Origin of the sequence: Microlunatus ginsengisoli (genome assembly GCF_039537205.1) — a bacterium.
In the GTDB taxonomy this organism is placed as follows: Bacteria; Actinomycetota; Actinomycetes; order Propionibacteriales; family Propionibacteriaceae; genus Microlunatus; species Microlunatus ginsengisoli.
The window spans coordinates 119,000-138,345 of record NZ_BAABAB010000002.1; the positions used below are offsets into that span (position 1 = coordinate 119,000).

Annotated in this window: 18 protein-coding genes and 2 pseudogenes; 10 read left to right on the plus strand and 10 right to left on the minus strand. The window is 67.7% G+C overall.

Annotation, left to right across the window (positions count from 1 at the left end):
* The first annotated feature begins 108 nt into the window (after nt 1–108).
* A complete protein-coding gene (locus ABD747_RS01075) occupies nt 109–1,374 on the plus strand; it encodes a hypothetical protein (RefSeq protein ID WP_344801209.1) in 1,266 nt (421 codons plus the stop codon).
* Nucleotides 1,375–1,866: 492 nt separating this feature from the next.
* On the opposite strand, the gene ABD747_RS01080 is transcribed toward ABD747_RS01075, so the two are convergent.
* Nucleotides 1,867–2,382 carry a hypothetical protein gene (locus ABD747_RS01080; protein WP_344801210.1) on the minus strand — a complete coding sequence of 172 codons (516 nt, stop codon included), beginning with the start codon at nt 2,380–2,382 and terminating at the stop codon, nt 1,867–1,869.
* A gap of 263 nt (nt 2,383–2,645) precedes the next feature.
* Between ABD747_RS01080 and ABD747_RS01085 the strand changes: the two genes are divergently transcribed.
* Nucleotides 2,646–3,161: a hypothetical protein gene (locus tag ABD747_RS01085; RefSeq protein ID WP_344801211.1), complete on the plus strand. Its 516-nt coding sequence runs from the start codon at nt 2,646–2,648 to the stop codon at nt 3,159–3,161.
* Nucleotides 3,162–3,176: 15 nt separating this feature from the next.
* Nucleotides 3,177–3,603, plus strand: a pseudogene (locus ABD747_RS01090) (IS630 family transposase); the annotation flags it as partial.
* Here the strand turns inward: ABD747_RS01090 and ABD747_RS01095 are convergent.
* Both ABD747_RS01095 and ABD747_RS01100 read right to left on the minus strand, forming a co-directional pair.
* Nucleotides 3,600–4,097: a DUF1269 domain-containing protein gene (locus ABD747_RS01095; protein ID WP_344801212.1), complete on the minus strand. Its 498-nt coding sequence runs from the start codon at nt 4,095–4,097 to the stop codon at nt 3,600–3,602. The pseudogene ABD747_RS01090 and the gene ABD747_RS01095 overlap by 4 nt on opposite strands.
* Nucleotides 4,098–4,342: 245 nt before the next feature.
* Nucleotides 4,343–4,720, minus strand: a complete 378-nt coding sequence (locus ABD747_RS01100; protein ID WP_344801213.1) for an SHOCT domain-containing protein — start codon at nt 4,718–4,720, stop codon at nt 4,343–4,345.
* Between the two features lie 497 nt (nt 4,721–5,217).
* Here ABD747_RS01100 and ABD747_RS01105 point away from each other — a divergent pair, with 497 nt between their 5' ends.
* Nucleotides 5,218–5,838 carry a hypothetical protein gene (locus ABD747_RS01105; RefSeq protein ID WP_344801214.1) on the plus strand — a complete coding sequence of 207 codons (621 nt, stop codon included), beginning with the start codon at nt 5,218–5,220 and terminating at the stop codon, nt 5,836–5,838.
* A 788-nt stretch (nt 5,839–6,626) separates the two neighbouring features.
* On the opposite strand, the gene ABD747_RS01110 is transcribed toward ABD747_RS01105, so the two are convergent.
* Nucleotides 6,627–7,292: a TetR/AcrR family transcriptional regulator gene (locus ABD747_RS01110; protein ID WP_344801215.1), complete on the minus strand. Its 666-nt coding sequence runs from the start codon at nt 7,290–7,292 to the stop codon at nt 6,627–6,629.
* 89 nt (nt 7,293–7,381) lie between these two features.
* Here ABD747_RS01110 and ABD747_RS01115 point away from each other — a divergent pair.
* Nucleotides 7,382–8,147 (plus strand): annotated as a pseudogene (locus ABD747_RS01115) (SDR family NAD(P)-dependent oxidoreductase).
* Nucleotides 8,148–8,187: 40 nt separating this feature from the next.
* Nucleotides 8,188–9,225: an aldo/keto reductase gene (locus ABD747_RS01120; protein WP_344801216.1), complete on the plus strand. Its 1,038-nt coding sequence runs from the start codon at nt 8,188–8,190 to the stop codon at nt 9,223–9,225.
* A gap of 291 nt (nt 9,226–9,516) precedes the next feature.
* On the opposite strand, the gene ABD747_RS01125 is transcribed toward ABD747_RS01120, so the two are convergent.
* Nucleotides 9,517–9,813 (minus strand): Dabb family protein, encoded by a 297-nt coding sequence (locus ABD747_RS01125; protein ID WP_344801217.1) that lies wholly within the window; start codon nt 9,811–9,813, stop codon nt 9,517–9,519.
* A gap of 183 nt (nt 9,814–9,996) precedes the next feature.
* Between ABD747_RS01125 and ABD747_RS01130 the strand changes: the two genes are divergently transcribed.
* Entirely contained in the window at nt 9,997–10,500 is a 504-nt protein-coding gene (locus ABD747_RS01130) for a DUF309 domain-containing protein (protein WP_344801218.1), read from the plus strand.
* 107 nt (nt 10,501–10,607) lie between these two features.
* Here the strand turns inward: ABD747_RS01130 and ABD747_RS01135 are convergent, their stop codons facing one another.
* On the minus strand, nt 10,608–11,030 hold the full coding sequence (locus ABD747_RS01135; RefSeq protein WP_344801219.1) for a hypothetical protein: 423 nt from the start codon (nt 11,028–11,030) through the stop codon (nt 10,608–10,610).
* 157 nt (nt 11,031–11,187) lie between these two features.
* On the opposite strand from ABD747_RS01135, the gene ABD747_RS01140 reads away from it, so the two are divergent.
* Both ABD747_RS01140 and ABD747_RS01145 read left to right on the plus strand, forming a co-directional pair.
* The gene (locus tag ABD747_RS01140) at nt 11,188–11,736 is read left to right on the plus strand and encodes a hypothetical protein (protein ID WP_344801220.1); all 549 of its coding nucleotides are present in this window, start codon (nt 11,188–11,190) and stop codon (nt 11,734–11,736) included.
* Between the two features lie 1,682 nt (nt 11,737–13,418).
* A complete protein-coding gene (locus ABD747_RS01145) occupies nt 13,419–14,693 on the plus strand; it encodes a S8 family peptidase (protein ID WP_344801221.1) in 1,275 nt (424 codons plus the stop codon).
* Nucleotides 14,694–14,783: 90 nt separating this feature from the next.
* Here ABD747_RS01145 and ABD747_RS01150 read toward each other — a convergent pair whose 3' ends face one another.
* The 3 genes from ABD747_RS01150 to ABD747_RS26640 all read right to left on the minus strand — a co-directional run bounded on the left by ABD747_RS01150 (nt 14,784) and on the right by ABD747_RS26640 (nt 17,580).
* Entirely contained in the window at nt 14,784–15,923 is a 1,140-nt protein-coding gene (locus ABD747_RS01150) for a WD40 repeat domain-containing protein (RefSeq protein ID WP_344801222.1), read from the minus strand.
* Between the two features lie 188 nt (nt 15,924–16,111).
* On the minus strand, nt 16,112–17,011 hold the full coding sequence (locus ABD747_RS01155; RefSeq protein ID WP_344801223.1) for a toprim domain-containing protein: 900 nt from the start codon (nt 17,009–17,011) through the stop codon (nt 16,112–16,114).
* Nucleotides 16,897–17,580 (minus strand): hypothetical protein, encoded by a 684-nt coding sequence (locus ABD747_RS26640; RefSeq protein ID WP_425562461.1) that lies wholly within the window; start codon nt 17,578–17,580, stop codon nt 16,897–16,899. Before ABD747_RS26640 ends, ABD747_RS01155 begins: the two co-directional genes overlap by 115 nt.
* Nucleotides 17,581–17,588: 8 nt before the next feature.
* On the opposite strand from ABD747_RS26640, the gene ABD747_RS01160 reads away from it, so the two are divergent.
* Nucleotides 17,589–17,978 (plus strand): hypothetical protein, encoded by a 390-nt coding sequence (locus ABD747_RS01160; RefSeq protein WP_344801224.1) that lies wholly within the window; start codon nt 17,589–17,591, stop codon nt 17,976–17,978.
* 351 nt (nt 17,979–18,329) lie between these two features.
* Here the strand turns inward: ABD747_RS01160 and galE are convergent, their stop codons facing one another.
* Nucleotides 18,330–19,316, minus strand: coding sequence for a UDP-glucose 4-epimerase GalE (galE, locus tag ABD747_RS01165; RefSeq protein WP_344801225.1), 987 nt, complete (start codon nt 19,314–19,316; stop codon nt 18,330–18,332).
* Between the last annotated feature and the right edge of the window lie 30 nt (nt 19,317–19,346).

Genomic DNA, 19,346 nt, shown 5'->3' on the forward strand with positions numbered 1-19,346 from the left:
CCCGTGTGCGGACTGACCGGATCGAACGACAGCGGCCGGTGCGACGCGCAGGTCCGGAACCGGTCGCGGGCCGACCCGGTTCGGGGTGCCGCCGCACACGGGACGGGCATGACGTCCGTCGTTCCAGACCTGACCGAGACCTCCACCCGTCCCGACTCAGCCCCCAGCCGGTATTCGACGCCGCGCCGCCAGCCATCCACCAGCGCTGCACCCATCCCCGCCGGCCGGGCGGGGGTCACCGGTGTTGCCGAGTACGACCGGGTGATGCGGCAGCGGGCCGCCGACGCGCGCGACGTGATCATCCGCTCCGGCTTCGCGGCGCCGTGCGACCGGCCCCGGCAGCTGGTGTTCACCGACTCCAGTGGACGGGTGAAGGTCGTCGACCTCGCCGGCGACATGGCTCCCCTGCAGGCCCGGTCGGCCGGGACGGTGATCGACCTGCTGGAGGCCCAGCTCCCCGTGCCGGGCCGACCGGATCTGACCCGTCCCCTGCCGGTGCTGTTCGCCGACGACGCCACCGTCCGGCAGGTGATCGCCGGTTTCCGCCGTGCCGCCGACCGCAGCGAGGCGGAACGCCGCCGCTACGTGTCGGCCGCCAACCGGCTCACCCTGGTCGCCTCGATGAGGTTCTCGGTGCTGCGTCCCGTCCTGACCAGCACGCTGGCCCACCGGTTCTGGCTCGCCGAGCGGCACAGCCCGCGCCGCTGGCAGGACTGGGCGACCGCCTGGTCGGGCACCGCCCGCGTCGCCCGCACCGCCGGCCAGGCCGAGCTGCTCACCGCCCTGGTCGGCCTCGCGTTCGACCACGGCGGCGATCGTGCCCTGCCGGACGAGCTGCGCACCACCCTGGCCGTCAAGGAGGCCATGGCCTGGGCCCGGGCCGCGTCGTCGCACGCCACCCACACCCACAGCGCCTACCGGGCCGTCACCGCCTTCGAGGCCGCCTGGGCGGAGGCGACCATGGCCGACCCCTGCCTGGCCGAACGAAACACACTGTCCGGCGACATCGCCGTCGGCCGGGTCGACCAGATCGCCACCAAGGTCCGGCTGGTGCTCGACAACACGCCCCGCTTCAACGAGTCGGCGCTGTGGGCCGTGATCGACGGGACCCGACACAAGGTGAACCGGGACGCCATGCTCGCCGGGGACGACAACACACTCTCGATCCTGCTGCAGGTGCCGCCGCGAGCCGCCGGCGCGTTCCGGGAGGCCCGGCAGAACCGGTCGACCGTCGCGCTCTACCCGCAGCGGTTCGCCATGCCCGCCGCCACGCCGGCCGCCGACAACACCTGGCTGAACGAACCGCGCGCAGAATGGACGCGCCGGGACGTGCCCGCCGACGTGCTGCTCGCCGGGACGCCGATCGGCGGCTGACGTGTACCCGCCTTTCGTGCCGCAACGGCCGACTGAGCACCCCGCCGACGCCTGCGCGGCGCCGGGCGCCGGGCGCAACTCGACAGGGTGCGCGCCCCGCGTAAGGACTGAAAGAGTGCCGTTCCGCAGGCACCTACACATCGGGCCAAGGCTGGCGTCCTCGCCCGCATGATCGGCCCCGCCGGCACGCTGCTGAACCGGCAGGGCCTGGGAGAACGCGGTGAGCCTAGGATTCCCGTTCTCGTCACACCACGGTGACATCAACCCGTTACCGAGGATGTGGACGCTGGGCGGGAGTACGTGGTCGGATCCGGCTGGAGAACATCACACCGACTTGTCGAAAGCATGCAGCCGGTTGCGCGGGTACTCCGCGTCAAAGCTGTCGTCCGTCTTGCCGCAGACCACGCAAGCTCAAGGCGCCTCGATCCGCTCGGCGTGCACCGCGCTCCGTGTCCTCGGGCACTGCGGTCGGGTCCTCGCTGCTCACCTTGGTCAGTGAAGGCCTGCCTTCAACGCAATTATCAACAGTCCAAGGAACGCACCGATCGCGGCGCTCCCGATACTTTGGGCGGTCCCGAGTCCACCACGTCGGGCTGCGACGAAGCTGTACACGGTCAGTAGGACCATGCAGGCGATGACGGCACACCAGGCGGCGGTTAGGACGGTGCCGCCCATCAGCTGGACGAGGACCAGGATCACGGCCGGTACGACGGCCGCAGCGAGGATGGGCCATGTCTCGGCAACAGACTCCGACAATGCGGCCATCGGATGCTTGTGGTGCTTGACCGCGTCGCCGAGGGTCCTTGCGTGCACATGGGCCAGCCAGTAGATGAAGGCGGTACCGAAAACGGTCACGAGGAGCCGGGTCTCTTCGAAATGCCCAGCCGACGCAGCTATGGCTGCAGCGGACACGACAGTTCCGGTGATCATACCTTCGCTGTTGATCATGCCTAGCGGGTCGCGCGCAATCTTGACCCGACGCTTAGGCTCACTCTGGTTGCTGGTCACCGCTGCACTCACCCGACCCAACGCTCTGGACGACCCCGTGAAGCATCCCACATCATGATTTCCTCCGGTACCTCACTACTTCCAGTTGTTGGAGGTCGTCCTGCAGACAGACCATGGTTCCGGTCAGCCAGGGCAAAGCCGAGCTAGGCGGCTGCTCACCGCGGCGCAGGACCTGGCCGGCCCGTCCACGTAGGCGACCGGTCGTCGGTGCCGTTGGCGAGCGTTGGTGTGCAGTTGAAGTGTGCGCGGATAGATTTGGCGGCATGACGGGCGACATCCGAGCTGGCGATCGCAGAGCCGATGACGGATTGGTACTCCCCCGCATCATGCCCGAACTGCTGTATGGGGCGCTCGTCTCGGCATCCGTCCTGGCCGTGTCGAGTGTGGACGGCCCGACCAGCAGGCACGTGGCCACGACCATCGTGCTCGTCGTGGCCATCTACTGGCTTGCTCACGTCTACAGGGATGCCAGCGGGGTCGGGGACGAGGATCGGGAGGGCTCGACGCCCGACCGGGTCCGGCGCGCACTCCGGACGAACAACCCAATTCTGATTGGCTCGCTAGGGCCGATCCTCATGTTCACGGTCGGGCTAATGCTAGGCCTGAGCGTCCCTGCCTCGGTCTGGTTCGCGTTGGTATACACGGCCGCACTACTGGCCGGCGCGTCAGCATACGCGGCTCATCAGGCCGGCATCCGGGGCCGGGCGTTGGCGATCCAGATGATCATCGGCGGCTCCTTCGGCCTGCCAATGATCGTCCTTCACTACCTCCTCCACTAACCGCCCAGCACGTAGTTGGAGATCGCGACCGGGAAGGTCACCGGGTTGTGCAAACAACGGCACCGCCACCAGGAGTTCCTGGCGTTCCTCAAGCATGTCGCCCGCGCCTTACCCCGAGGTGGAGTTGCACCTGGTGATGGACAACTACGCCACCCACAAACGCGTCGAGGTCCGCGACTGGCTCGCCGCGAACCCGCGGATCCACGTGCACTTCACCCCGACCTCCGGATCCTGGCTGAACCTGGTCGAGGTCTGGTTCGGGATCATCGAACGCCAAGCGATCCGCCGCGGCACCTTCCGCTCCGTCCGCGAACTGACCGGCAAGATCCGCGACTTCATCAACGGCTGGAACAACCGCCGACACCCCTTCATCTGGACCAAGACACCAAACCAGATCCTCACCAAAATCGAACGTAAGAAGACTTCACTAACACGCCACTAGTGGGTGGCGCTCTCCTGGAGGTCGTCGTCATCGTGGAGGTGGTTCCGGGAGATCTTGTCCGCTCGAGTGACGGTCTTCTCGACCTCGTCGACCCACTGCTCGTCGAAGACCACCACGATGCCTGACCCGCCGACCGGCACGGCCCACTCGACGTCGGACCTGATCTGGCGCTTGATCACCCGATCGATGACCGAACCGGTACCGGCACCGACGCCCGCCCCGACTGCAGCCGACACCAGCAGCGCCGGCGGAAAGATCAGACCGACCAGGGCGCCACCGACGCCCCCGACCACAGCGCCGATGCCGGGTTCATTCGTGGTGTCCTTGACATGGAGCTTGCCGTCGCTGTCACGCGTCACCAGGGCCAGTGCCCCCACCTTGATCACGTCGTCCGCTGCGAGCTTCTTGAGCGCGTTCCAGTCCTCTTCCGCCGTGCTGGGGTCGCTGTAGGCGGCCACATACAGATCCTCTGCGGCGCCGTTCTTGTCAGTCATCTGATTCCCTTTCATTGTCTCCCGCAGCTGGCGGGCAGTCAGATATGTCACACACTCCGAACACCAGGTGGGGTCGGACCATGTCGCTCGTTGTCCTGAGCGGCGACGTACGTGATGGCAGTCCGTCCGCTGAGTGGACAGGACGACCGAGGGCCCCACGCCAGTGCGTAGCTGCTCCGTAGCAGGTGTTGATCATGCGTCGGTCACATCCGGTCGTCGAACCAGCCACCGGACCAGGCCGTCGATCAGGCGAGCGCCTTGGCTTTCAGCTGGTCGAACTCGGCCGGTGTGATCGAACCGTTGTCGAGCAGGCTCTTGGCAGAGGCAATCTGATCCGCCGGGCTCGAAGGGCCGGCCACCGACTTGATGTACTCATCCGTCGCAGCCCGAGCCTCCCGGACCGCACCGGCCTGACGCTCGGCCATCCCGCGACCCCGCACGATCAGATAGATCAACATGACGAGGAACGGAACAAAGATCAACCCGATCGTCCACAATGCTTTCGCACCCCCGCCGAGTTCACGATCGCGGAACAGATCGCCGAAGATCTGGAACAACACCATCAGGTACATCACGAACAGGAAGCTCCAGATCAGGAGCCAAAAGAAGTCCGAAAAACTCATCGAGCGCCTTCCGCTGATACGACATTTCACCGCCCCGGCCACATCACCGACGGCCGGGGCGCAAACGCTAGCCGATGCCGCCCTGGCTCGGCGCCGATGCCGCACAAAATGGGACGCAAGCGAGCGGCCAGCAGAACGGACCCAGAACCGTGGGGTAATCGGCCGCCGCTGGTTGGTGGGATGTTCATCTGTTGTTGCCAGCCACGGGGTCGACACCCCCGGCTGATGAGGAGTTGGGTTGTTGCCGCGCCCCGGGGCTCCGGCCCCGGGGGCGTCCACATGCCGGCAGCCGCAGTGCGTTTGGACCGTGCAGAGTCGGCGGGCGGGTGGACGGAGGTCGATGTGCGAGGAGGGTCGCGCCGGCGTTCACGACGAGGTGGCGCCACCGCCCCGACGCGACCGGGTGACGAAATCCGTCAGTAAATGTTGCGAAACGTTCGAGGAGCGCTGTCGCCGTGACCATGTCTGGGTCGAGTTCTCTTGATTCTGGTGCAGGCATGACTGCCGAGCACCGCCGGCTGGCGGAGGCGACCGCGCGGGCCGAGGATGACCTGACCGGCGCCAACCCCTGGTACGAGTGGGGTCCCTACCTCTCCGAACGTGCGTGGGGGACGGTTCGGGAGGACTACAGCGACAGTGGCGATGCCTGGAGCTCATTCCCCCACGACCACGCGCGGTCCCGTGCCTACCGGTGGAACGAAGACGGGATGGCCGGCATCTCTGAAATCGGGCACGACCTGTGTTTGGCGGTGGCACTCTGGAACGGTGTCGACCCGATCCTCAAGGAGCGGATGTTCGGCCTGACCGGCCCGGAGGGCAACCACGGCGAGGACGTCAACGAGTACTGGTGGTACATCGATGGCCTGCCCTCGCATGCTTGGCTGCGCTGGCGCTACCACTACCCGCAGGCGGCGTTCCCGTACCAGCGGCTGGTGGAGGAGAACTCCCGACGCTCCCACGATGACCCCGAGTTCGAACTGATGGACACCGGCGTGTTCGACGACGACCGGTATTGGGTGGTCGAAACCTCCTATGCCAAGGCGTCGCCGACCGAAGTGCTCGCCCGGATCACGGTGGAGAACCATGGACCTGAGGAGGCAAGCCTGACCGAGCGGTGATGGTCGGGTCTTGGTCTGGCAGCAGCAGGAATCATCAGACCCGGCCGGACCCGCGGCTGTTTACCGCAAAGAGGTTGGCCAGGACGCCGTCCAGATCATCCGCTACCCCAGCGCGTCACGAGCAAGTGGCTTCGCCATCTCTAGAGACGGGTCCCGCCTCGCCTACACCCAAGCCGAAGGAACCTTCGTGCGTTGAACTGACCGAATCCCCTGCGTTTCGTGACCCGATCGAGCGGCGCCTGGTCCCGCGCCGACCGCGGCTCCGACCGCGCCTTGGCGATCAGGGACTGCGGAAAGAGGAGACGACCAGTGCGCAACCGACGGCCCCGATGGCGGCTCCGATGCCGGTCTCGGGGGTGATGTCCACGACGTGAATATTCCCGTCGGCGTCGCGGTTCACCAGGGCCAAACTTCGACCTTGATCACATCATCGGCGGCGAGCCGCCTCAGGGCATTCCAGTCTTCCGCCGATCGCGGGGTTTCCACCACCCTCTCGCCGAGGCGCCGGGTGCGCCCCTAACCGGGTAGTCGTGCCGCGGCCTCCGGTTTCATCACACGACACCCGGAACGGTTCCGTCGGCGCCGTGTTCGACGGTCGGCTACCCTCGATGAACCTGTCCCCTGGCCCGCTGCCCTCCCGCCGGCAGAAGCCGGCGGACGGATTGGACAGAACCGGCAGCAAGGCGGTGAACCACGGGCCGGCCGTTCCGCTGTCAGCACGTCAGCGACCCGATCAGACGGTCGGTCGCGAAGCTCGTCGACGGACTGGTCGGGGCCTCCGACGAGCGTTAGCCACGCCGAGTTGGCGTCGACTTGGTATGGCGGTTGATCCGTGCGGCCCTACCGCTCGCTCGCCAGGCAGCGATGGTGCGGGTGATGTAGGTCTGGACGCTGGCGGTGACGTCGGTCGAGGGGTCGAGAAGCCATTGCAACCCGATGCCGTCGAGTACGGCGGTGACAAGGCGCACCTCGAGGTCGATCTGGTCGGCGGTGAGCGGAGCTACGTCGCCGGCGTCGACCGCTCGCTGTAGATGTGCGGCGAGGGTGGCGAACTGGTTGGCGTATCGCCGCTGGATGAAGGCGTGGACGGGATGGGTCGGGCTGGAGGCCTCGGCGGCCATCGTGGTGAACAGCTCCTGCAGCCCGCGGTTCCCCGAAGCGGCGGTCGTGGCCTGCGGCAGCCGACGGAAGTAGTCCAAACCCGAGACGTCGCTGAGGCCGTTCTCGAACGCCCGCCGGTCCCACTCTTCTAGCACGGCTGTCAGCAAGCCCTCCTTGCTGCCGAAGTGCTGCAGCAGAGTGGCGTGGGAGACGCCGACCCGGTCAGCGATGGTGCGGATCGAGCCGCCCGCGTATCCGAGTTCGCCGAAGACCTCAATGGCGACGGCGACGATCTGTTCGCGCCGCCGGATCCCGGTGCGGTACGGGCCCCGCGGAGTTCCTGTGCTCGGCATGACCTCAGCCTCCCATTCATCGCTTTGACGAAAAACTACCACTCGGTTAGTGTTCTTTGGGAGAGCCCCAGCTGAAGGAGCAGACAGCGATGAACCCGACCTACGACTTCACCGGCCAGGTTGCCCTGGTCACCGGTGCCAGTTCCGGCATGGGACTGGCCACCGCTCGGGCCTTCGCCGAAGCTGGCGCCTCCGTGGTCTTGGCCGACAGCAACCGGGCCGCATTGACGTCGGCCGCCGACGCGCTGGCCGGCGCCGGCCATCAAATCCTGGCGGTGCGCTGCGATGTCGCCGCCGAAGACCAGGTGGCTGCGATGGTTGCCGCCACCGTGTACCGATTCGGCCGACTCGACATGGCGTTCAACAACGCCGGCATCCAGCTCTCTGTCTGCGACGCCGCGGACGAGCCGGCGGAGGCGTTCGACCGGGTGACCGCGATCAACCTGCGCGGTGTGTGGGCCTGCATGAAGCACGAACTGAAGGTGATGCGCAGCCAGGGCAGCGGTGCGATCGTGAACTGCTCCTCCCTGGGCGGGCTGGTCGGCAGCCCGGGCCGGGCCGCCTACCACGCCACCAAGCACGGCGTTCTCGGCCTGACCAGCAGCGCCGCTGGAGTACGCGCCGCGTGGAGTGCGGATCAACGCTGTCTGTCCCGGCACCATCGCCACCCCGATGGTCGCCGACATGCTCGCCACCGGTGAGCTTAACCTCGACCAGGCGCTGGCAGATCAGCCGATCAATCGGCTCGGCGAAGCCGAGGAGATCGCCGCCGCGGTGCTGTGGCTGTGCAGCCCCGGCGCCAGCTTCGTCATCGTCGTCGCCCTCCCCGTCGACGGTGGCTACACCGCCCATTGACCACGAAACCACCATCAACCCGCACGACAAAGGAACCTTCGTGAAGTACTCCGTTCTCGGCGCAACCGGTGTGCGGGTGTCCCGGATCTGTCTCGGCACCGCTACCTTCGGGGTCGCGCCGACCGCACAGGATGCCGACCAGGTCGTCGGCGCCGCCCTCGATGCCGGCATCAACTTCGTCGACACCGCCGACGTGTACGGCAACATGCCGGTCTTCGACCGGCCCGGCGCCCCCGCCGCCACCGACCGGGAACCCGCCGAGCAGATCCTCGGCCGCGCCCTCCGCGGCCGCCGCGACGAGATGGTGATCGCCACCAAGTCCAACGGCATCGTCGGGCACAACATCAACGACCGCGGACTGTCCCGCCGCCACATCATCCGTCAGGTCGAGACCAGCCTGCGGCGGCTGGACACCGACTACATCGACCTTTACTACGCCCACGACCCCGACCCCCACACACCGCTGGAGCAGACCCTCGCTGCTTACGACGACCTGATCCGGCAGGGCAAGATCCGCTACGTCGGCCTGTCGAACCATCCCGCCTGGCAGCTGATCCAGGCCCTGTGGATCGCCGACGACCGCCGCCTTCAGGCACCGGTCGCTGCCCAGGTGAAGTACAGCCTGCTGGACTGGGCCGCCGAGCGAGAACTCGGCCCGGCTAGTGACCGGTTCGGCGTTTCGATCGTGCCCTACGCGCCGCTGCACGGCGGCTTGCTGGCCGATCTGGGGGTGCTCGACCGCGCGGTCTCCGGCGACCAACGCTTCCAAGGCGCCGGCTTCACCCCGACCGAGATCGCCATCGCGCGTGAGGTCGACCGGCTCGCCCGCGAGTGGGGGCTGAAGCCGTACCAGGTGTCCTTGGCCTGGCTGCTGTCCCGGCCCGCGGTCGCCTCCGCCATCGTCGGCGCCGAAACCGTCGACGAGCTGCACGCCAACGCCACCGCCGCCGACGTGCACCTGGAGCCAGCACAGCTGGACGCACTCACCGCCTTGGCCGACCAACCGCCGGCATACCAACACCGCGCCGGCGACGGCCCTGAGCGGCCCTCCGCCACCGACGCGCCCACAACCGACTGAAGGCTGGAAGACACCCCGCCCGACGCGGCGGCGACCCTTTGCCGCCACGTGCGAGACGATCCCTCCGCACCCACAGCTAGTCGCCATCCTGTCCGCCATGCACGGCCGGGCCGCCCTGACTCGGGACCTTTGAGCCCGCTCCACAGACGGGAAGCGTGTCCGGGCTTCGTTGTCGTGACATGTTGGCACAGAATGTTGATCATCATGGTTCGAAGCCCGCATGCACGGCACATACCTCGCTTCTCGAGAGCCCCGCGAGCCTCTGCCGCCCCGACGGCTCTCGCTACCAAATCAGATGTCGAAGACCACGACGCGCTCGGCGGCCCTTCTGATCGCCTCGGCAACCGGGCGATGCACCGGATGATCCAGGTAGGCATCCCGGTCGTCTGCGGTGGCGAATGTAACGACGAACCCAAAGTCGAATCCCTCTACCAGCCCTTCGGTACTTGAGGAATGTCCTTCCACCACGGACCGCACGCCGCGGATCGTATCGACAAAACCGCGAATGGCTGGCCGGACACTGTCCTCAGCGACCCACTGGCTCCCACTCTTCCAGGACACGAGGACGACATGGCTGATTGCAGTCACCACCCGAGCGTACGGCGATCAGTGTTGACAACGAACTCACCGTCGGTCCAGCTCCGGATGGAGACCGGCGCGTCCACGATCTGCGGCGGGCTGATTGGGTCACCGCGTGCGTGGGTATCGACCATCTCACGTCCAGACCGTTCGGCGGCCTGAGACAGACGCATCGGTGAGAGGACCGCTGCCGTGACTGACATCAGCGACCGGGACCGCGACATCCACGGCAAGGCCCGCAATGCCCGCCCCCGGGACCAGCTGGGCCGTCCCCTGCCCCGTGGACAGATTGGGGTGCCACCCTGGCCAGAGAACTTGACACTCACCCCGGAAAAGTCCTTGTCCACCGCCCAGGCTCTTCTCGATCGCGGCCGCCCATTTCAGGCACACGAGGTCTTGGAGACCGCCTGGAAATCAGCTCCCGCTGCCGACCGCGGACTCTGGAAAGGACTAGCCCAACTGGCAGTCGGCGTTACACACGCCGCACGCGGGAACCTTCCTGGCGCCGACGCCTTGCTCCGGCGAGGGCGAGAAGCCCTTCGCTCCTATCAGGACAGCGCGCCGCACCACATCGACGCATCCGGCCTGAGCGAGTGGGCAACAAGGTCGCTGCAACGGGTCGCGGCCGCCGACGATCATCCGATCATCATCAGCGCACCTCGGCTATGTCGAACCAACACCCCGGACCAGCTGTGAGCAACCCGAGCGTGTGAAGACTCGACCAGAGGACCCCGACCCGACCAGACGGATGGCCGTCGCCTAACGTCCGCGGCGTGCAAGCGCGACCAGCCCGGCCCGCCTACTCACGCCTCTACATGGCCGGCCACTACCGCAGCGACCTCGTCACCGGCTGACACGAAGTTCACCGGCGCCAGCACGGCAGCTACGGCCCAGCCTGGCAGCCACTGCATCGCGAACAGAAATGCCGCGAAGCAGACCATGGACCACGTACCTACCGGAACTTCGCCCACGAGCGCCGCGACCGGCGCCGCAAGTGCGACTACCACCAAACCGAGCCACGGCAGTCGGTAACCGGCAGCAATCCCGATCAGGACCAGGAGCGGAGGGACGAAACCCAGCCACGACTGGCCCGACCTGATCAGACTCGCGGCCACTACTCCGGCTGCCAGCACGACGATGACCAGCACCGCGACCTCGCAGATGGCGGGCACCAGCCGCCACAGCGACGGCCATCGCCGCCGCCGCTCCTCCGGTCTGCGGCTCATCTGTCCGATCCTCGCACTCCCAGGTGACGCCGCCTGCTACTGCGTCTGTTGTAGATGCGCCGATCCGCCGGGACGACGCGTCCCCAACCCCACCGCAGAAAGATGGCCATATCAATCCCGCCGGCCCGTACCGGCACAATCGACAAGGAGCACCACCATGACGAGCCAGACCTCCACCGGGTACGAGTACATGACGGTCCGCGCACCGCAGCAGCTCGCACCCCTCTACCGAGACGCCTACCGCAACTTCGGCTGGAGCCTTGAGAAGGTCCAGCAGCGCCCGCCGATCCGGCCATTTCCCTTGCTCCCTGCCATCCGCTCCAACACCGCGACACTGTCGTTCCGGCGTGACCGCGCCCTCACCAACACGGCCATGGTTGGTGAGTTTCAGCGCACGGCCGACGCCTCCCTCGATGCGGTGGTACGGATGGAGCGGTCCAAGAAGACCATCCCCATCGGCGTCGCCACCGTGCTGGCCGCGGTTGGCACGGCGCTGTTGGCCACCTGTCTGCTGCTCGGCGCCACTGCCGCTTTGCCCATCATCATCGGCGTCTTCGGCCTGGTGTTCTGGGGCACCGCGGCCATCGCCTACTTCGCCCTCAAGTCCGCGCGAACCCGGCAGCTCGAACCAAGCATCCTCGCTGAACAGGCCCGCGTTTTCGACGCCGGACAGCAGGCGGCTCAGCTGATCAACTCGTCGCGCTGACCCCTGTAGGTCGGCTGTGGCTCCTCGCGCGAGCGGCGCCGCGGCTGCACCACCGGGCGTGACGGGGCTACCTCGCGACCAAGAGACCACCTCCTGTGTCGTGAACCACAGTCCACTCCCCCGGGCCGCGCCTGGCCGAGCCGACGACCCAAGCCACGATCAGGGCCGGCAGACGGGTTGGGCGGCAGGCCGGGCGATCATGAACCGATCAGCATCGTCGACGTCTGCGTCGCTGCCCTCGTGGCAGACCCTCGACGGGAACACTTGATCGACCACCTCGGTGGATAGTCGGTCATGGCCTTGGCGACGGGCTGTGTCGCCGCCAGGATGGCCGGTTCGAGTCCAGCGCTCAGGCCGGGCAGCCGCACCGAGACCGGCGTTACCGTCGGCGCTGCAAGGTCGTCACGACGAACGGCCAGGTCAACACCAGCAGCTTCGTGGTGATACCGGTGGCGACCGTTCCCGCAGGCGAGACAGCGGCTCTCTTGAACTCAGTCGTCACGAATCCGCTGCCGCTACCGAGCACTCGGTCGAGCACACGGTCAGGCAGGATTGGGACGAGCCGTGTCCGAAGGGCACGGCGGAACGGTCATCGACCATCCCGACGTCCCTCCGTGGTGGACTTCTTTGAGATGGCGATCGCGGGGGGGCAGCGTCACTCTCCTGACCCCGTGACCCCGGTCGGCCGCACCGGCGAGCTCATGGCACATGACTATGACACCCCGGACTAGCCGGATCAATAGTTATTCGCCGATTTCCCTAAACTTTCTGCCAGACTCCATCGCGTCCGGAATTGCGGTTGATAAAAGACATTCTACCGGATCTAGATGCGCTTTGTCACCGAAATTCGCCGGCTTCTTCACCGCGTCGTATTCCGCTGGTCCGAAGAGTTGGTTTCGCGATAGAATAGTCCTTAATACGGGCGACTGTGGTGGGAAGTCCGGTCATGCCGCGACTGCAGGCCGGCGCACCTTTGGCTGGAACACACCTCTCGCAATTCCCGCACCGTGCCGGCGCTCGCCACCACTACGAGCTCGACTTGCTGCATTGTCAGCCCGCGTTGCGGCTGGCCAATCGTCCATGACAACGCGCTGAACGTGGCGGAGCGCCAGGGCTTCTGGCGTTGCTGGGCCGTCTCTTCGACGACGCGGAGCACGTCACCAGACCGGCCGTTCAACGGCTCAGGGGTGACGTTGATGCTGGACGCGGTCCGGGCGTGCCTTCTACGATCCAGCACGAGTGGCGTGGCCGAGCCCGGCCGAGACAAACGAATTTAGCCCGTCGACCGAGGCGAAACGGGCCCGGTCGCCACAGTCGAACCTGCGGCTCTACCGGACGGGGCCGCCGTCAGCTCGCATCAACGTTAGTCCTGGAGCGGCTGCATCCGGTGGACGGTCGGCACGCCTCCCTCGATCACGACGTCTGCTCGGCTCCATGTCGATGCCGTGCTCGCGGACGCCCCAACTTCCCCTGCCGAGGCCAGCGTTCGTCCCGGACGGTCGACCCATCCGTGATGGTTCGGACGGTCGGCAACGACGAACTAGGCTGACGCGTTGCGTGACTTCGGGCACCGGTCAATGATGAGAAGTTGACGTGGCGTTGTGCGGGTTCTGTTTTCGAACCACCCGTGCCTCCCGGAGAGGGGCAATCGGATGAGGAAGCTTGGGCTCGTCATGGGTGTAGTGTTCGCGCTGCTCTGGGGGTCGATGACTTCGGCGTCTGCGGCGACGCCGGGCGCGCTCAGCCCGGCGGATGCCTCGGCCAGGTGTGCGGCCTTCTTCGGCGTAGCACCGGGGCCCGACCCTGAACCCTTGTCCGCTTGTCAGTGGGACATGCGTGCCATCGGGGCCGGGGCGGCGTCGTACGCCAACGCTACCGGAGCAGGTGTCCGCGTCGGGGTGATCGACGCCGGCGTCGACCCGACCCATCCCGATCTGGCCGGCGCCATCGACATTGCCCGGTCCTGCTCGTTCATCTTCTCGACCACACCGACGGCCGACCCACGCGAGATCGCTAACGGCGACTGCCGCAACAAGGCCGCGATACGGGATCTGAACGGGCACGGCACCCATGTGGCCACCACGATCGCCGGCCGGGTCAATGGTGTCGGCATCGCCGGCGTGGCGCCCAAGGCCCGGATCGTGGCGATCAAGGCCTGCACCATCGCAGGGTTCTGCTCCGCCGACTCGGTGGCCGCCGCATTGCGCTATGCCGGGGACCTGCGTCTCGACGTCGTCAACCTGAGCTTGTTCGCCGACCCGTACCTCTACTACTGCGGCAACGACGCGCAGCAGAAGGCGATCCTGAAGGATCTGCAGGACGCCTCGCGGTACGCGCAACAGCGTGGGGTTGTGATGGTGGCGTCGGCCGGAAACGAGGCTCAGGACCTGGGCCACCCGACGACCGATGAGGTCAGTCCGGACTGGCCGCCGGACACGGCGATCACGCGGGTGGTGCACAACAACTGCCGGGTCGCGCCGGCCGAACTGCCTGGTGTGGTCACGGTGTCGTCGGTTGGCGTGACCACCCTGGCGTTCTATTCCAACACCGGCGGTCCGACCGTGGATGTGGCCGCGCCGGGTGGCGACGCGGAACAGACGTCCGGGGAAACCTACGGACGTATTCTGGCCGGCTGGTCAAGCACGGACGACACCGGTTTCTGGGACTTCCTGGTATCCGACGGCCGCGGGGTTGAGGACGTCAACGGTGGCCGCTGGGTCTGGATCGGCGGAACGTCTATGGCCGCGCCCCACGTTGCCGGTGTGGCGGCGTTGATCCGTCAATTGCACCCCAACTGGAGCCCCGGCGCCGTGGCGGCACACGTTCGGAGCACCGCGACCCCGATGGCCTGCCCGGCCGACTGGCCAGCCGACGACGCCCGCCAATGCTCCGGCGGCCCGACCAGCACCACCTTCTTCGGCGCCGGCCTCGTCAACGCCCTCCGTGCCACCTCCTGATCACGAAACATGCTGTGGCGGCGGGCAGCAGCCCGCACCACCTCATCCCCTGCCCCTGCCCCTGCAAGCGGCGGCACACGCCGCCCAGACTTACCCGCGGAGGGTCACGTTCGTGAGCCCATTCAGGTAGGTCTGGGGAGTCGTGCCGCGCCGCGTGGCCGGGTCGTACACCCGCAGGGTGCCCTCGCTGACATAGATCAGCCGGTCGTCCGGCAGCCAGATCAACGAGCTGGTGTCGACATGGCTGGTCGCGGCCTCGGCCACCTTGGTCACGATGGTGCCGGTTCGAAGGTCGAGCACGATGAACTGCTGGACGTCGTCGACGGGCCAGGTCCGGACCGCGGCGTAACGGCCGTCGGCCGAAACGGTGCCGCTCGCGTTCTCGCCGGTGTGGCTCGGCCCGAGCCGACGTTGCTGGCGGGTGTCGCGGTTGTAGACGAAGGCGGCGCAGCCGCGGTTCGTGGTGCAGTTCTTGAACAGGAAGTGGTGCGGGCCGGTCGCGATCAGGGTGCCGCGGGCAATCAGCGTCTCGCCCTGCGGGGTCAGCTGGTAGGCGGCGTCTGCCCGTTGCACGGTCAGACCGCCGACGCCGTCGCCGATCAGATCGGTGTATCCCTCCAGCAGCGATCGCGGGAATCCGCTCGGCACCTCCCGCCCGGCGAAATCGGTCCGGACAAACCGGGGCAGACCCCACTCCTTGACCCCAACCCACAATTCGCCGTCAGTGGCAGGGAGGATCTGGGTGGCGTCGGCCAACAACCCAGGCAACGGCAGCGCCGGACTTTCGTCAGGAACCACATTCCCGGCGATGGTCGGGTCAGGATCGTAGTTGGTGACCACCACCTGATCCGGACCGGCGACCAACCCCACCGGACCGTTCACATTGGTACCGGTGATCGGGACCGCGGTGATCGTCTGCGGCCCAGTCTGCAACCGGTACAGGTTGAAGTCATCGATCGCGAACAGGTCAAGGTCCACATCGGTCAAGAACGGCTCCGGCGGATGCGACGGCAACGGCTGGGCGCTGCCCCGTGTCGGGGTGAACCGCCAATCGGTTCGTGTCGGTGACGGGGAGTGCGCCAACTGTTGCGGATCCTGGTCTCCCTGCAAATGCCGCACCGTGACCGAGCCGACGATCAGCAGCACCACCGCAACCGCAACGCCGGTCAGCGCCAACCGTCGGCGGCGTCGGAGCGGAGCCGACGGCGGCTCGTCCTGCAGCCACTCCACACCTCGAAATATGGCCGCGAACCGCGCCCTTGTCGAGATGCGCCAGACCGGCACGCGGACGCGACCAGCTACGACGTCGACTGCGTTAGCGGTTCGACGACACGGCGGCGGTCTGACCCATGACCCCTCGATGAGCCTGCCTGTAACAAGCAGCAACGAAACCGTTGGGTTAGCGTTCGCGTGCCGGCTCATCTGGCGTGACGTCGTGTGGTCGGGGGTGCCGTGATGGCGTACCCACTCCGGCTTGTGGTGCCCGACTCGGCGTCGGCAGCAGCGTCGATCGGATGGTGCTGGGCCTGCTGGTGGAGTTCGGCGATCGCTGCCGCCGCCGCGGCGAATCGAGGGTTGGTGGGCCGCCCCGTGGCCGGGGAGGTCGTGTCCGGTTCCGCGTCACCGGATGCCGGCGGGCGGTGCCGGGTCGGGTCGGCGTCGGCGGTGACGGTGTTGATCAATTCCAGGTAGCGGTCGGCGTCGTCGGGGGCGACGTCGGCGAGCATGGCCGCGGCGGCGGTGATCAGGTCGTCGTGTTGGTCGGGTGGTGCGGCGGCGATGATGCCCAACTGGCGGGCGATCCCGACCACGGCGTGCAGATGGCCGCCGGCGAGAATCGCGCGGTTCTGGCTGATCAGCTCGCCGAGCAGGTGCCCGGCGAGCGGTGGCGCCAGGTCGACCGCCGCGAGCGTCGCGGTGAGGCTGGTGGGCGCGGCGAGATGAGCGGCGGCGGGGTCGTTGAACGCCAGCTGGCCGTCGGTGAGGACGAGTTTGCGGACATCGATGCCGCGGGCGGTGAGGAGCCAGTAGTCCCGGCTCGCGGCTTCCAGCCCGACCGGGTCGTCGCCGGTGCCGTGCAGCACGATCCTTCGGCTGGCGACGTGGGCAAGCTGGTCGGCCTGGGCAGCTGTGAGGGCGGTACCCATCGGTGCAAGCCCGACGGCCCGGCCGTCGCTGGCGAGGGTGACGGCGAGAGCATCCATCACTCCTTCGACCCGGACCGGTACAGCTCCGTCGGCGAGCCGGTCGCGGTTCTCGGCGAGTCCGAACAGCAGCTCGCCCTTGGCGAAGATCGCGGTGGTGGGGTGTTGAGCCACTTCGGCACATCCGGGTCGCCGGGGGCCGCGCGGCCGGTGAACCCGACCACGTCGCCGTCGGTGTTGCGGATGCCGAACACGACCCTGTCACGCATGAGGTCGATGAGGGTGCCGCGGCGTGACCATTTCGCCAGGCCGGCGTCGACCAGCTCGGTGTCGGTGGCACCGCCGGCCTTGAGGTGGTCGGTGAGGTTTGCCCAGCCGGCCGGGGCGTAGCCGACGGTGACCCGATCATCGTTGGCGAGGTTGTCGCCGAGCCGTCCGGCGATGTATGCGGCGGCTGGGCTGTCGGTGTACTGCTCGGCCCACCAGGCGGCGGCCGCCGTGTTGAGTCGACCAGCCGCGCCGCCGGAGTCCCGGCCGGTTCGGTGTCGACGACCTGCTCCGCCTCGACCGACTCCGGCCCGGTGTCCGATGCCGGCTCCGTGTCGGGCAGGTCGGTGACCTCGACCGGCCCGGTGGTGACACCCGGGGTCTGGGGCTGCGGTGGCAGGTCGTCGAGGTCGTGGGGTCGGCTGGCGTCGAGATCGTCCGGGTCGACCGGCAACCGGTCGTCGTCGCGGTCTGATGGTGGGGCGTGCAGATCGCGGAGTCGGGCGATCAGCAAGACGGGGACGGCCTCGGCCGGCACTCCCCCGCCGGCGGGGTCGGCGAGATTGATCCGAGCCCGGGCCTGGTCAAGCAGCTCGACGACGGCGAGTCCGGTGTGGGCGACAGCGTCACCAACAGTGGCGACAAGTTCGGGCCAGGCGGGGCTGGTGATAACCCGGTGCCCGACCCGGTCGGGCAGCAGCCGGAGGAGATGGTCGGTCCAGCCGGGACGCAACCACATGTCGGCGTCAACGTCGGCGAAGGTCAGTCGCAGCTGTCCGGCCAGCCGGACCACAACGCGGCGGCGGGCCGTTCCTCCGGCAGCGGGCCCTGCCCCAACGCAGCAGCCATGACCTGGTCGAGGTTCTGGCCGTGACGGTCCGCGGCGGACAGGCGACGCGCCAGGGTCTGCCAGAACGGAGCCCGCAGGACCGCCGGCTCGCGGGTACGGAGCAGGGCCAGCACGGCCGGCGGTAGCGGCGCTCGCTCGACACGCCGACGTCGGCGTCGGCACGTCGATCTCGACCGGCCCGATCGGTCGAGCCGGCCATGCAGATCCCACCAGACTGCGGCGGTGCTGTAGGTTGCGGCGGCTGACAGGGGGTTCGCGGTACTGGTATTGAAGTGCGTCCTCACGAGCGATCGCCCCTTGCACCATGGCGAGCAGCATGGTGGCCGACGGGGACGGGTAGCAGCTGTGACCGGGCATCAAGCCTTGTTTCGAATCTCAGTCCTCGGCCCGGACCGTTTGTCGTGCCTCCCAGGCCGAGGCCACCATCTGCTCGACGTTGTGCCGCATTCGCCAGTCCAGGTCGCGGGCGGCGAGCTCGCCGGTGGCGACGATCTGGGCCGGGTCGCCCGGTCGGCGCGGGTGGATGTCCGGAGTGAAGTCGATGCCGGTGACGGCCGCGACCGCGTCCATGATCTGCCGGACCGACAGCCCGTCGCCGGAGCCGAGGTTGTAGACCGGCTCCAGCTCCCGGCCGGCCGTCAGCGCCTTCGCCGCCGCCACATGGGAGGTGGCGAGGTCGGAGACGTGCACGTAATCGCGGACGCAGGTTCCGTCCGGGGTCGGGTAGTCGTCGCCGTTGATGTAGGGGACCTTGCCATTCACCAGCTGCTCGAAGACCAGCGGGAACAGGTTGTGGGGGCTGGTGTCACGCAGGTCCGGATAGCCCGACCCGACCACGTTGAAGTAGCGCAGCGAGGTGTGCCGCAGCCCCGGTCCGTTCTGGCTCGTCGCCCGGGCCTGGTCGCGGAGCAGCCACTCGCCGATCAGCTTGGACTCGCCGTAGGGCGACTCCGGCCGGGTCGGGTTCTGCTCGGTGACGATCCCGGTGTCCGGGGTGCCGTAGGTGGCCGCACTGGAGGAGAAGACGATCTTGTCGACGTCGTGGTCGGCCATCTCCTCCAGCAGCGAGACCATCCCGGTGACGTTCTGGGTATAGGTGTGCAGCGGGCGCTGGACCGAGACCCCGGCGTACTTGAAACCGGCCAGGTGGACCACGCCGTCGATCTGATGGCCGCCGAAGATGCCGTGCAGCGCGGCCCGGTCGACCACGTTCGCCTCGACGAACGGCACCTCCGGCGAGACGAAGCCGCGGTGGCCGCTGGACAGGTCGTCGATCACCACGACGTCGATGCCCTCGGTCCCGAACGCCCGCACCACGTGCGCGCCGATGTAGCCGGCACCGCCGGTCACCAACCAAGCCATCGAATCCTCCTCAGGTGTGCTGAACTCGTC

Coding starts and splice junctions, on each gene's coding strand:
- ABD747_RS01075 (WP_344801209.1), top strand. CDS start 109: ATGACGTCCGTCGTTCCAGACCTGACCGAGACCTCCACCCGTCCCGAC.
- ABD747_RS01085 (WP_344801211.1), top strand. CDS start 2,646: ATGACGGGCGACATCCGAGCTGGCGATCGCAGAGCCGATGACGGATTG.
- ABD747_RS01095 (WP_344801212.1), bottom strand. CDS start 4,097: ATGACTGACAAGAACGGCGCCGCAGAGGATCTGTATGTGGCCGCCTAC.
- ABD747_RS01100 (WP_344801213.1), bottom strand. CDS start 4,720: ATGAGTTTTTCGGACTTCTTTTGGCTCCTGATCTGGAGCTTCCTGTTC.
- ABD747_RS01105 (WP_344801214.1), top strand. CDS start 5,218: ATGACTGCCGAGCACCGCCGGCTGGCGGAGGCGACCGCGCGGGCCGAG.
- ABD747_RS01110 (WP_344801215.1), bottom strand. CDS start 7,292: ATGCCGAGCACAGGAACTCCGCGGGGCCCGTACCGCACCGGGATCCGG.
- ABD747_RS01135 (WP_344801219.1), bottom strand. CDS start 11,030: ATGAGCCGCAGACCGGAGGAGCGGCGGCGGCGATGGCCGTCGCTGTGG.
- ABD747_RS01140 (WP_344801220.1), top strand. CDS start 11,188: ATGACGAGCCAGACCTCCACCGGGTACGAGTACATGACGGTCCGCGCA.
- galE (WP_344801225.1), bottom strand. CDS start 19,316: ATGGCTTGGTTGGTGACCGGCGGTGCCGGCTACATCGGCGCGCACGTG.